Source organism: Vulcanisaeta sp. EB80, from assembly GCF_002078205.2.
The window spans coordinates 1-12,653 of sequence record NZ_LCWN02000062.1 but is presented as its reverse complement, the minus strand read 5'-3'; the positions used below and the strand labels follow the sequence as shown (position 1 = coordinate 12,653).

11 protein-coding genes and 1 pseudogene are annotated in these 12,653 nt (G+C 46.8%); 4 read left to right on the top strand and 8 right to left on the bottom strand.

Annotated features, from left to right (window positions below; translation table 11 throughout):
* Both B7L70_RS09850 and B7L70_RS09845 read right to left on the bottom strand, forming a co-directional pair.
* Positions 1-946: pseudogene (locus B7L70_RS09850) on the bottom strand (hypothetical protein); the annotation flags it as partial.
* A 72-nt stretch (positions 947-1,018) separates the two neighbouring features.
* Entirely contained in the window at positions 1,019-1,579 is a 561-nt protein-coding gene (locus tag B7L70_RS09845; RefSeq protein ID WP_081227771.1) for a DUF367 family protein, read from the bottom strand.
* A 57-nt stretch (positions 1,580-1,636) separates the two neighbouring features.
* On the opposite strand from B7L70_RS09845, the gene B7L70_RS09840 reads away from it, so the two are divergent.
* From B7L70_RS09840 to B7L70_RS09825, 4 genes are all read left to right on the top strand, one after another.
* Positions 1,637-3,988, top strand: a complete 2,352-nt coding sequence (locus B7L70_RS09840; RefSeq protein ID WP_081227768.1) for a xanthine dehydrogenase family protein molybdopterin-binding subunit — start codon at positions 1,637-1,639, stop codon at positions 3,986-3,988.
* A 5-nt stretch (positions 3,989-3,993) separates the two neighbouring features.
* Positions 3,994-5,418: an FAD binding domain-containing protein gene (locus tag B7L70_RS09835; RefSeq protein WP_238376201.1), complete on the top strand. Its 1,425-nt coding sequence runs from the start codon at positions 3,994-3,996 to the stop codon at positions 5,416-5,418.
* 114 nt (positions 5,419-5,532) lie between these two features.
* Positions 5,533-6,267, top strand: a complete 735-nt coding sequence (locus tag B7L70_RS09830; protein ID WP_101940279.1) for a hypothetical protein — start codon at positions 5,533-5,535, stop codon at positions 6,265-6,267.
* Positions 6,260-7,513, top strand: a complete 1,254-nt coding sequence (locus B7L70_RS09825) for a glycosyltransferase (RefSeq protein WP_238376200.1) — start codon at positions 6,260-6,262, stop codon at positions 7,511-7,513. Before B7L70_RS09830 ends, B7L70_RS09825 begins: the two co-directional genes overlap by 8 nt.
* 3 nt (positions 7,514-7,516) lie before the next feature.
* Here B7L70_RS09825 and B7L70_RS09820 read toward each other — a convergent pair whose 3' ends face one another.
* The 6 genes from B7L70_RS09820 to B7L70_RS09795 all read right to left on the bottom strand — a co-directional run.
* Positions 7,517-7,918 carry a hypothetical protein gene (locus B7L70_RS09820; RefSeq protein ID WP_081227764.1) on the bottom strand — a complete coding sequence of 134 codons (402 nt, stop codon included), beginning with the start codon at positions 7,916-7,918 and terminating at the stop codon, positions 7,517-7,519.
* Positions 7,908-8,249 carry a hypothetical protein gene (locus B7L70_RS09815; protein WP_081227761.1) on the bottom strand — a complete coding sequence of 114 codons (342 nt, stop codon included), beginning with the start codon at positions 8,247-8,249 and terminating at the stop codon, positions 7,908-7,910. The genes B7L70_RS09820 and B7L70_RS09815 overlap by 11 nt, the downstream gene beginning before the upstream one ends.
* A gap of 219 nt (positions 8,250-8,468) precedes the next feature.
* Entirely contained in the window at positions 8,469-8,726 is a 258-nt protein-coding gene (locus B7L70_RS09810; protein WP_081227759.1) for a hypothetical protein, read from the bottom strand.
* Between the two features lie 38 nt (positions 8,727-8,764).
* Positions 8,765-9,220, bottom strand: coding sequence for an archease (locus B7L70_RS09805; RefSeq protein WP_081227756.1), 456 nt, complete (start codon positions 9,218-9,220; stop codon positions 8,765-8,767).
* A gap of 31 nt (positions 9,221-9,251) precedes the next feature.
* A complete protein-coding gene (gene fdhF, locus B7L70_RS09800; protein WP_238376199.1) occupies positions 9,252-11,942 on the bottom strand; it encodes a formate dehydrogenase subunit alpha in 2,691 nt (896 codons plus the stop codon).
* 5 nt (positions 11,943-11,947) lie between these two features.
* Positions 11,948-12,653, bottom strand: a 706-nt coding sequence (locus tag B7L70_RS09795; RefSeq protein WP_304440746.1) for an NADH-ubiquinone oxidoreductase-F iron-sulfur binding region domain-containing protein, incomplete at its 5' end; no start/stop codon positions are given.

Below are 12,653 nucleotides of genomic sequence, written 5' to 3'. Positions count from 1 at the left end.
CAATCATCGACTCCTGTGGGTTCTCGCCAAGATCCTCGGTTATGATAATCGCTGGTGTCTTTGTCAATTCATTGGCGATTTGCCTAACCCTACCAACCTTCCTAACCCCCTCCCTTAGATGCTTAACGCGCTTCCTAAACTCCCTCGTGTTCGTCACATTCGAGTATTTGCCATTCGGTAATGCGAAGTGTGGTTTTAACCTCTCGATGATTGCATTCCTAACCCTCCCATACCTCCTAGCCAACCTACCAAAATCAGTCCTTATCGAGTATAACTGTGGCGTTGCGTACTGCCTATTCCAATTAGCCACCTTGTCCACTGTGGATGTTAAGTCAATTTTACCAACAGCAACAGTGTTCTCATTGATGTCGAAGGCAATAATCGACTGCGGCTTCTCCACCCTAGGCTTCAGCTTGAAGATGAATATGGCATACCACCTATTCAACCTACGCTTAATAATCAACGTGCTAGCCAGCTCGGCTTCACCACTCAATACCCTCCACCAAAACAACCAGAAACGTTTATGTGGTCTCAACCAAACCTCCCTCCTCTCGCCGAGCAGTGATAAGCTAAGCTTGACTGGGGCTATTGATCTAACGAACTCCTCATAACTCCAAGTCGTTACGACAAACCTAATAGATACGTTTTTAACCTCCGGGTAGGGCTTGTTCACCAAGCCCTTCTTTTTCCTTTCAACGAATGATTTTGCGATTTCGGATGATTGCCTGATTGCTTGGATGATTAGTTGTGAGTTGAGGTTTGGGTACTCCAGCCTATACTTGCTGTAAAACAACCTCTGGAGTTGGGTTGCGCTCGTAACATTGTTCACAACGGCATAAGCAACAACCTCATGAACGATGTTGAGATACGCAGACTCAACAGAATAAAGTAGCTTGCTGAGTTCCTTAGTAACCTCAAGCTCAACAGCAACAGACCTACGCAACATCCACAAGAAAAAGTAGCAACCAAAAATAAAAACCACCCACGACAAGAAGGGGCGAGGCTCGTTTCGTCGTCATTAATCAGTATCTAATAATGCTCTCATTAGCTGCTCAATACCGTATTCCACATCATCAATACCCAATAACTCCCTTTCTGGGGATAAATCACCCACAGCGTACTTATTAAGGTATTTAGCATTGATTGCTAGAAAATTCGGACCCCACTTATACAGCCTCAGCACGTCGTTGGCCAACTCCCTAAAGCCAAGTATGTATAGGGTAGCGGCCACAGCCTCTATTGTCGAGAGGATGTATGGTTTACCGTAGTGAGCAGGATTTGCGGCGATCAATAATGGCAAACGCCTCCTCACGAAATCACCCCTCACAAGCTTTCCATGCTCCTCAATAGCCCTCTTCCACGAGCAATCGATCAATGATATACCCCTGGCAATTGCTACATCAACATCCCCCGGCGTTAGGGGAAGCCTCGATGTTGGATCCAGCAGCAATGAACCTCTCGGTAACCTCCCGGGACTACTTACGAGTCGTATAAACCCATGCTTACTTAGTTTAATTGCGGTGTTTTTTCTCGGGTCATCCTGTGATAACCTGTATACAAATACCTTAGGCGCTATCATGGTTGTGTTAGCCTAATAACCTTAATATTTTAATAACTAAGTGTCCTTAGTGCTATAATGAGTAAGTTGCCTCATTATAGGGAGGGTCTTCGGGCTGTCACAGGTTCTGGCGAGTATATTGATGATATACCTACGCCCCCTGGTACGCTATACATGGCTATTTACAGGAGCCCCTACGCCCACGCCCGTATTTTAAAGATCGATTTAACAGGGGTTCTCGAACACGGTGGTATTGCTTATGGTCCAGGTGAATTGAGTAAGGTTATACCGAACCCCTTCCCACTCGCTGTTGATGCACCAATTAAGTATTATCCGTTTGCCCGCGATAAGGTTAGATTTGTTGGTGAGCCTATAGCCGTTGTCCTTTCTGATGATCCTTATAGAGCGGTAGATCTTCTTGATTATGTCCAGGTTGATTTTGAACCGTTAAAGCCTGTGGTGAGTATTGACGATGCGTTGAAGGGCGATGTCCTTGTTCATGACGAATTAAAATCAAACATAGCCATGTATAGGCATATGAAATTCGGCCCTGTGGATTCCGTATTTTCCGAATCACCCGTGGTTGTAAAAAGGGAGTTCTATTACCAGAAGCATAACGCAATGCCCCTGGAAACCTACGGGGTACTTGCACATTACGTTGGTGGTGAATTGAATGTATGGGCTAACGCACAAGGTCCACTGTTAATAGCGTACTTTGTTAGTAGGGCTTTAGGACTGCCTACGGGCAGCCTCAGGCTGTTTACACCGAGGGATATCGGCGGCAGTTTTGGTTCGAAATACTCACTATACCCATACATTGTGCTTGCAGCTGCGGCGTCAATACTCAGTGGAAGACCTGTTAAGTGGATTGAGAGTAGGACCGAGCACCTAGTTGGTAGTAACTCAGGTGGTGCTAGGAAGGGTGTTGTTGAGATCGCCTCAACGAAGGACGGCATTATAAAGGGTCTTAAGTTTAGGTTTTACGAGGATGTTGGCGCATACCCAAGACCCCCTGACCCCGGTGTCCTATTTAGGGTTCATGGTAACATGAACGGCGCATACGATGTTAGGGCTATCGAGGTCGAGGACTACGTCATACTAACGAATAAACTACCCACCGGGTTGAATAGGGCTTATGGTGGCCCACCATTCTACTTCATGCTTGAGGTTGCGGTTAACGAGTTAGCCCGTGAGCTGGGTATCGACCCATTGGAATTGAGGATCAAGAACTTAATAAGGGACTTCCCGAAGAAGTTGGGTGACGAGTACTTCTACGAGACAGTAACGGGAGGCCTATACCCAAAGCAGGACTATGAGAGGGTTGTAAGGGCGATAGAGCCTGAATATAGGCGTTGGCTTGAGGAGAGGAAGAAGAATCCAAACATCGGTGTTGGCGTTGTGGTTCTCGTTGAACCAAGCGGAACAAACCTGGGCTATACGGACCTAGCAATAGAACCAAGCAGACGTAAATACCCACACTCAGGTGCTGGTACCTACGTTACCGTAAGCATCGACATGAGCGGTTACATTAGGGTCTTTGTTAACGGCACAAACGAGGGCTTGGGCCACGAAACCACACTTGCCGAGGTGGTTGCCGCTGAGTTGGGTGTTGATCCATCGATCGTTATTGTGGAGAACAGGGTCGATACCACCAGAACGTGGGCCCTCTCTGATGGTAGTTACTCAAGTAGGTTTGCGCCAATAGTCATTAGTGCGGCAATACTCGCCTCCAGGCAGTTGAGGGAGAGGCTTACGAGGTTAGCCATGTCGATGCTTGGTACGGATAAGGTTGGTTACGAGAATGGCCAGTTCTATGATGTCAATAATCCAAGTAGGAGGGTGGATATTAGGAGGATTGCCTCGTCTGTTAACTGGGACCCTGGTTCACTACCTGAGGGGGTTGACTCGTCCTTAAGCGTCACTGTTTTCTATCAACCACCAACAGTAAAGGCTGCTGAGGGCGATAGGATAAACTCATCAGCCACATACGCTATACAGGCCCACCTGGCTGTTATAGAACTTGACCCAAATACGTACGATATCAGGGTTAGGAAGTACGTGATAGCGCATGACTCAGGTAGGGTCTTTAAGAGGGAGTTTGTTGATGGCCAACTGATGGGTGGTTTGATGCATGGGCTTGCATTAACACTCTATGAGGAATTGATGTATGATGATCAGGGAAACCCATTAACAACAAGCCTCGACATCTACGAGTCACCAACATTGGCTGAGGCCGTCGGTATGGAGGTGGAATTCATCCATTTTGAAACACCAGCAAAGTTCCTCATATCGGAGGCTCATGGTGTTGGTGAAGGCGCAATGATGGGCGTTCCAGCCGCCATAGTTAATGCACTGGCCTCAATAATTGGTAAGGCAGTAACTGATTTACCATTACGCCCATACAAAATAATGAGGGCTATTGAGGGGTGATGGGGATGTCCTACGCGCTTGGTTTGCCTAGAGGTTTCAATTACCTAAGGGCCTCAAGTATCGATGAAGCACTTAAGTTGTTGAGTGAGTATGGTGGTGAGGCTAAGGTTTTGGCTGGCGGCATGAGTCTCATGCCTATGCTGAAGTTAAGGATGATGGAGGTTAAGTACCTCATAGATATACTAAGCCTAAATGAGCTTAGGTACGTGAAAATTGACGGTAATTACCTCAGGATTGGCGCCTTGACTACGCATAATGATGTTGCCATGAACAGGCTAGTAAACGAGAGGGCTAAGGTACTCAGCGAATCGGCTTGGCATATAGCCGATGTACAGGTTAGGAACATAGGCACCATAGGAGGTAGCCTTGCCCACGCAGATCCCGCCGCTAATTACTACCCAGCATTAATAGCCCTTGATGCAGAGGTGGTCATTAGAGGTGTTGGTACGGAAAGGGTCGTTAAGGTCGCCGAATTCTATAAGGGACCTTACACCACAGACCTAGGGCCTAGTGAATTGATTACTGAGGTAAGAATACCGGTGAGTAGCCTTAACGGTGTTTACGAATTCTTCAGGAGAGGTGGTGCCTCATTCCCTAGCGCTATTGTGACCGTGACTTATCAAGAGAAGGAGGGTGTCATAACGAGTTCCAGGATATCGATAGGTGCCGTATACCCAGAACCTGTGCTCATTAAAGATAACCTGGCTGGTATGAGCACTAAGGAGGTTGGGGCTAAGGCCGTTGATATTGCCAATTCCATTTTCTCATCAATAGAGGCTAAACCACTCGAGGATACACACGCACCCGGTGATTACAAAATTAGGGTTGCAAGGAACATGCTCATTAAAGCATTAGCAAACATAGCATCAGGCACCTTATCCAAACCGAAGACCCCGGTTAGGGAGGTCGTCAGTGAGTGGAAACCGGCTGAGGATAAATTGGAGTACGTAGGTGACCTGGTCAGGGTTAGGGTCAATGTTAATGGGCAATGGATTGAGGATTTAGTGGAACCAAGGTTGCTCCTAGTTGATTTTCTGAGGAGGCATGGATTTAGGGAGGTTAGGAGGGGTTGTGATGAGGGTAAGTGCGGCGCCTGTACGGTCCTCTTTGATGGTAAAGCCGTTAAGTCATGCATGATACCGGTAGCTAGGGCGTCTGGGCACTATATAACCACAATAAGGGGTTTAAGTAAGGGTGTTGAGCTTCATCCAATACAGCGGGCCTTCATTGAGGAATTCGCGATGCAATGTGGTTATTGTACTCATGGTTTCATGATGGTCACATACGACTACTTGACAAACATAGACCCTGCGGCTGACGACGAGGTTCTTAAGCTCAGCATAAAGAATATATGTAGGTGTACGGGTTACGTAAACATAATAAAGGCGATAAAGAGGGCTTCGAAATACTTAAGCGGTGCAAATCCGTGATTTCTTTTTCTTTCTATCTCTTTAGTTAATTATTAAATACTAGGTTCACTTAATGATTTAAGCATACCTGCTCAAGGAAACCTTAAAAGATTGGCTTTAGGTTGTACCTTAATAATGAGCGTTACAAACTCAACCATAGCTACAACACCCCCAAAGGTCTTTGGATTCATACCCCAATACATCTTTTACACAGTATTGGCAGCCATAGTGATAATGGTAGTTGGGTACATAGTTGGTAGGCTTGTTGAGATCCTAATCAAGAAGATATCCTACACAACGGGTCTTGATGCGTTCTTTAGGAAGACATCGATTGGCCGAGCACTACTTAGGAGTGGTTATACCGCAGGTGATTTCCTTGGTTTATTCGTTAAGTGGGTTATTTACATAGCAGCCATCTTCTACGCCCTACTTGAATTATCGTATGTAAGTCCAAACCTATCCTTCCTCTACGATACATCAAGGAGCGTTCTCTCATACCTACCCTACCTGGTATCCGGTGTTATTATATTAATAATTGGATTAATAATGGTTGATTGGATAAGTGATTATTTCAAACGAAGTTACCCAGTCAATGATCAATATTCACAAACATTACTGAATTTCGTTGGTGATGCCTTTAGATTTATTTTATACTACATGGTCATAACCATAGCCCTTAGTGTAATGAAGGTTAATGTCACAATACTCTACGTTTTTGCCCAAGGGCTTGCTTGGGCGATCGCCATAGGACTTGGTGTAGCCATTGGGTTGGTGCTAGCCATACCACTTAGGGAACCCTTAAGGAGATTTCTTGAGCAGGAGTGGGGTGGCCCACGTAGGGATAGTAAGGAGGGTGAGGGTAGTGACTAAGCCCGTAATTGGCGTTATAATGTACCAGACCAGTAATTCCAAGGGGCAGGAGTTGGTGGCGCAGAGGATGGTTAAGTGGTTCCTAAGGCTTGGCTACGAATCCTACCTAATAACGAGTATTTATCACGACGGCAATGAGGTAATTAGGAGGAGGATTGTGGAGACATCGTTGGAGGGTTATGTGTTTCAGGAGAAGGATCGTGCCATCAACCTACCGACCATAAGAGTTGATAGCTACACCGCCAAGTGGCCTCCTAGGAGGATTATGTTTAAGAACTTCGTTGATGTATTGAGAAGGATTAGCGATAATTTTGGCATCAACTCATTAATAACGCACTCAACGCTTTGGAATGGTCCTGAGGATACTGCTAAGTACGTGATGTGGAGAAGGATGTTGATAACCTTCGGTCTTGAGGGTGGTAATGTGTTCTTTGCGCACATGAGCCACTACCAACCACCAGACCCAACGAGGTATGATGTGGTGGAAAGAACGTATAGGCTGACCTGGAATCACATGGCATTTCCCGAAATATTCAAGGCTGCTAACCTAGTATTGTGTGTAACACCGATTGAGGGTGAGGAAATGGTTAGGATGGGCGCTAGGCCCGAGCAGATTTACGTGTTTCCTGGCGGAATCGATGATGATGAGGTTTTGGACTTGAATGCGGTTGATTCAAGTGACTTCAGGGTTAAGTATAGGATACCTGATAATGCGAAGATAGTAGCTTACCTGGGAACAGTTGAGGAGAGGAAGAATCCATTGGCGGTGGTTCAGGTAGCAAAACTACTTAGGGGTAGGAAGGATGTGCACTTCGTTATTGCGGGTAAACCTGGTGATCAATGGGATGAGGTGGTTAGGGGATCCCGTGGGTTAAGCAATGTTACATTGACGGGCGAGTTGAGTGTTGAGGATAAGAAGAAGTTGATTAAGGAGGCTTACGCGAACATAATAATGAGTAAGATGGAGGCGCTCGGGCTGACACAGCTCGAGTTTATGTATGGCGGTGTGCCAGTGATAACGTCGGCGGTGTATGGCCAGAAGTGGGTTGTTAGGGATGGGATTGATGGTATACACGTTAATGGCCCAGATGATGTGGAGGGTGCGGCAAAGGCTGTGGAGAGACTCCTTGATAATCCTGATGAGAGAGATAGAATGGGTAGAAATGCTAGGGAGAGGGCCGGGCAATTCCTAATGAGTAAGATTGTCAGGGAGTTGGCAGGTAAAATTGAAGGTTACCTTCAATAGGCTTTATGGATCGGACAACGTGTGACTAAACTGATTAATTATTGAATATATGACCCACACAGCTTCCATTGACCATAAAAAGTAAATCAACGGCTTAATGTTCACAGCGATACCATGTACCGCCAATATGCTGGGTATTGAAGCGAATATTGCGGTTATTAACACAAACTCGCCGAGTATGACGGGGTAAACAAGCACATGACCTGAGAGTGAGCCCTTTAGGAATGCCAGGAAGACAAATGCTACAATCAATAGTATGTATTCATGAAGCAATCCCACGATACTCGGTGTAACGCGAGTTAGATATGAGCTTAGTAATTCATATAGTATAAGCGTTAGAATTAGGAATAGTAAATCAGTGATGGCATTAAATGCACCATTAATCAGTCTATCCTTAGCTCTCATTTATGGTCACCGTAGATGTTACATTGGCTATACCAGGTATTGTGATGGTGACATTAATGGGTGTAGCTAACGAAATGAGCTGAATATCAACACTGCCGTAACCATACGGCGCAATACTCACTGAGCTAGAGACATTATCTTGACTCACTGTAACAATTATTGGTGTTGGTAATGGATTGCTAATGTTAATTGTTAAGTAGTACGTATTATCTTTCATGTATACCTTTGCACTAACGTAATTACCTAGATTGCCTATGGTGTACGCTGATACGGCTAAGGTGACCAGGACTATGATGAAGGCCAACATTGCAGTGAGCATTGCTACCCTCATGGTTTCACCTTATAGGTTCTGTAGACCGTCTCTCCGGAGATGGCGGTTGTTCCCGCCGTCTCCTTCTCGACGGTCTCCCTGGGCCCCCTCACCGCAGTGGCTCCCCAACGGTCGCCCGCGGTTCCCAGCCTCTGCGGGTCTCGGAAACCCAGGGGTACAATTAAGGGTGTTGGGGATGGACTTTAAAACCCATCGCTTTATCACCAATGGTAATAAGCGTTACGAATAATCACGAAAACCGAAACTGCCCCTCGTAACGAGAATAGCCCCTGACCACGCAATCACGGCTATGAAGGCCACCTTATACGTAACCACAGCTAGAACATATAATACGCTCTCAAGACTTGGTGGTTGAGGTATCGATACTCCTGCGATCAGCTCCTCATATGCAAGAAACGATGCGATAAGTAGCAGTGCTACGCCTATGCTGATTAATACGATACTAATCCTACGCTTTGTATTCCCAGGTGTTGTCATGTGAATTTATTTTCCCACCTGGATTTAATGCTTTATTATTAAATATCGACGACAAATTGTAACTTCCAATAGTTATTTTCTTGCTTAATACTCATCATGTTATAGGTCATTGCTTTAACAATGAGTCCCCTATAACCATGCTTATTAATGTCGAAATGCTCACCACCGACCAACGCCCTAGCCGTATATGGTCCATTACCCTCTATGGCTATATTCCTAAAGTAATCCCCATATGCGAATTTCTTGCCGTCGAATAGGTATATGAACTCATCAATCCAGTTAAAGAGGAGTTGTTCGAGGTCATCGCCATCAACCTTAGTCTCCACGTACTCCCTGAGCTCAACCCTATCCGTGTAGTAGGTCAGATTAGCGACACCTAATGCCGCATTTTTAAACGCCTCCTCTAGCGTGCAACCGTAAGCTATCACTAGGATGTCAGCCGTGTGCTCTCCATACTCGTACCTAGTTGGTGCACCGCACGGTAGCGTCCCCATCAAAATAATCAGGTAATTACCCCCTTTTAATTCAATGCGTCCTTAATTTCTCAATACGAACCCTCGTATCCTTATACGCGGGTGTCTTGGTTATTGGGTTCAACACGTATGGCGTTAAAACATTAGCCTGCAACTCTGGGTAGTGGAATGTTGTAAATAATACGCCAGGGGGAACCCTACTTGATTTAACAACACTGACGATCAATTCACCCGCAGGTGATACCAACTTAACAATATCGCCGTCCTTGACACCCTCCCTTGCCATATCCTCACTATTCATCTCAACCACGGGACCTCTCCAAAATACCTTGAGTATGTGTGATTTCGAAGTCATCGTTGCCGTGTGGTACTGAGCCCTCTCACGACCAATTATCAACACGTATGGGTAAAGCCTCTCCTCAACAACACCAGGTCCCCTCCAAGTGGCTACCCTGAACCTGGCCTTACCCCTTGGAAAACCATCACTATAAAGTATCGGCGTACCACCATGCGTTTCATCAATGACAGGCCACTGTAGACCACCCTCGCGTTCAACCCTCCCATGGCTTAACCCCCTGAATATCCGTGAGGACTGGGCTATCTCCCTCATGATATCCTCACTGTCTCTGAACCCCATGTCGTAACCAAGCCTCCTAGCTAACTCAACAAAGACCCACCAATCGGGTTTTGTCTCACCTGGTGGATCAACGACCTTCCTCGTCAGTTGAACCCTCCTCTCCGTGTTTGTAAATGTTCCATAATCCTCTAGGGCGGATGATGCTGCCGGTAATACAGCATCTGCGTACTCGGCTGTTTCCGTAAGGAATATGTCCTGGACCACTAAAAACTCAAGTTTACTCAAGGCATCCCTTACAGCATTACTATCTGGGTGTGACCTAACACTATTCTCGCCAACAATTATCATGGCCTTAATCAAACCCCTCCTAGCCATTTCAATCATTTCAGTGCTCCTAAAACCAACAAAACTAGGTAATTTACACCTCCATAACTCCTCAAACCCCCTCCTAACCTCGGCATCCGTGATTGGTTGATAACCCGGCAACCTACCTGGGGCGCAACCCATGTCAGCACCACCCTGCACATTATTCTGACCACGTAGAGGCATTAGTCCGGATCCGGGGTTACCAACATTACCAGTGAGTAATGCCAGGTTTATTAGTGAGGAGACGTTCTCAGTCCCATTCTCATGCTCAGTAATGCCTAGGGTCCACAGTATCATTGATGGCTTCTCGAGCGCGTACAGCCTAGCGACCTGCCTAATAATATCCGCAGGAACTCCAGTAACCCTCTCGGCAAAGTCTAGGGTGAACGGTTCAAGACTTCTCCTCCACTCCTCAAATCCCTCGGTGAACTTCCCAATGAAGTCTTCATCATGCCAATCCATATCCAATATGTACTTAGCCATGGCTGAGAATAGGACAACATCAGTACCAGGCCTTAGGTTAATCTCGTACTCAGCGTATCTCGCCAACTCCGTGTGCATTGGGTTAACCACCACCAGGTGGGAGCCCTGCTTTGCCGCCCTCTTAACGTAGGAGGCAATGACTGGGTGCGTTTCATTAATGTTCGAGCCGACTACAAATATTGTTCTTGCATTAAGTATGTCTTTTATTGGGTTTGTGGCTGCACCAAAGCCAAGCTGTGTGGCTAATGACCAAGCTGATGGTTCGTGGCACAGCGTTGCTGATTGATCAATATTGTCCGAGCCTATCGCGCATCTCATGAACTTCTGAAACGCATAGAGGCTTTCGTTAGTGCTTCTATCACTCATTATACCGCCTATCGATGCCGGCCCGTACTTACTAATTATCTCCTTAATTCGGGAGGCCACAATGTTGAGGGCCTCGTCCCAACTAACCTCCATGAAAACCTCGTGAATATTCCTGCCATTCAACGGACCCTTAGGAACACCTGGTTTCCTAACTAGGGGCTTGGTTAGTCTCTCGGGGCTATTAACGTAGTGAAAGCCGAATTTACCCTTAGTGCATAGCTTACCCTCATTAGCAGGTCCATAACCACCCCTAGCCCACGCAACCCTGCCATCCTTAACCCCATACTCCACAGTACACCCGGTACCGCAGTATGGGCATGTGGTCTCAACAACCTTATCAGCTGGCACCCAATCCTTCTCCATCAACGCCCCCGTTGGGCATGCATCAACACAGGCACCGCAACTAACGCAGTCCGACTTGCCCATGGGTACGTCCAGGTCAAAACTAATCCTAGTGCCGGACCCCCTACCTATCACTGCAATGACGTCGTTATTCTGATCCATGGTACACGCAATGACGCACTTCCTACACATAACACATGCCGACGGGTTAAACACTATTGCTGGGTGCGTATCATCTAGCCTCTCATCGCCAATTATTGGCGCTTGCTCAAGCCCATACTTGACGGCGTAACTGCAGAGAACACACCTATCCCTCTCTTCCCTACTTCTGTGTACGTGATTCTTGAGCAGGAGCTTAAGAATTGTTAACCTTGCCTCACGCACCCTCGAGCTTTCAGTCTCTATCTTCATGCCTTCGGAAACCCTCGTTATGCATGACGGCATTAACCTACCATTAACCTCAACAACGCATACCCTGCAGGAACCGTTGGAAAAACCCTCATAATAACAGAGGGTGGGTATCTCAATACCAAGCCTCCTCGCTAAACCCAGTATTGTCTCTCCATCCCTAGCCTCAACCTCCATACCATTAATTACGACCTTCACCATAACCATCACCTAAAGCAAACACCAGCCCTACAAACGCCTCCTAGGTGTTCCTCGAACTCATCCCTAAATTGATTAAGCGCATCCAGGAACACCTTACCTGCCGACATACCAAGCCCGCACAATGACGTCTCCATCATGGTTTTAGCCACAGACTCGGCCCACCTAAGATCATCCAGGCTCGCTTTACCCTCCCTAACCCTCTCCAGGAAGCCCACAAGCTCCCTAGTACCAAGCCTGCATGGTTCACAGCGACCACATGATTCGTGGGAGAAGAACTTCATAACCTCGAGCATAGTATCCACAATGCACCTCTTGTTGGATAGCGCAATTATTACTCCAGGCCCTATGAAGACGCCCAGCTTCCTCGTATCCTCAGACGTTAACCTCACCTTAATCTTCGAGGAATGCACAAGACCGCTGGACACACCGCCAACAAAGACGGCCTTCACATCCTTAGCCCCAGTCTCCCCGAGAAACTCATCCAACTGAATCGTAAGCGGTTTCCTATAGAGACCAGGTCTCTCAACATCGCCCGTAACACAGAGGTACTTCTCAATAATTGGCTCCCTACCCTCATAATGCGTCCTCAATATCACTGGGGCTGCCGCCACAACCTCTACGTTGATGACCGCAGTGGGCTTTCCAAGGAACCCGGATTCCGTGGGGTCGGGCGGGCGAAGTCTAGGTTCGCCCCTCTTACCCTCGAGGGAG

Bases quoted from the DNA above. Each gene is read 5' to 3' on its own strand.
- B7L70_RS09815 (WP_081227761.1), bottom strand. From the start codon at position 8,249: ATGAGGGTAGCAATGCTCACTGCAATGTTGGCCTTCATCATAGTCCTG.
- fdhF (WP_238376199.1), bottom strand. From the start codon at position 11,942: ATGGTGAAGGTCGTAATTAATGGTATGGAGGTTGAGGCTAGGGATGGA.
- B7L70_RS09805 (WP_081227756.1), bottom strand. From the start codon at position 9,220: ATGGGGACGCTACCGTGCGGTGCACCAACTAGGTACGAGTATGGAGAG.
- B7L70_RS09820 (WP_081227764.1), bottom strand. From the start codon at position 7,918: ATGAGAGCTAAGGATAGACTGATTAATGGTGCATTTAATGCCATCACT.
- B7L70_RS09835 (WP_238376201.1), top strand. From the start codon at position 3,994: ATGTCCTACGCGCTTGGTTTGCCTAGAGGTTTCAATTACCTAAGGGCC.
- B7L70_RS09840 (WP_081227768.1), top strand. From the start codon at position 1,637: ATGAGTAAGTTGCCTCATTATAGGGAGGGTCTTCGGGCTGTCACAGGT.
- B7L70_RS09830 (WP_101940279.1), top strand. From the start codon at position 5,533: ATGAGCGTTACAAACTCAACCATAGCTACAACACCCCCAAAGGTCTTT.
- B7L70_RS09810 (WP_081227759.1), bottom strand. From the start codon at position 8,726: ATGACAACACCTGGGAATACAAAGCGTAGGATTAGTATCGTATTAATC.
- B7L70_RS09845 (WP_081227771.1), bottom strand. From the start codon at position 1,579: ATGATAGCGCCTAAGGTATTTGTATACAGGTTATCACAGGATGACCCG.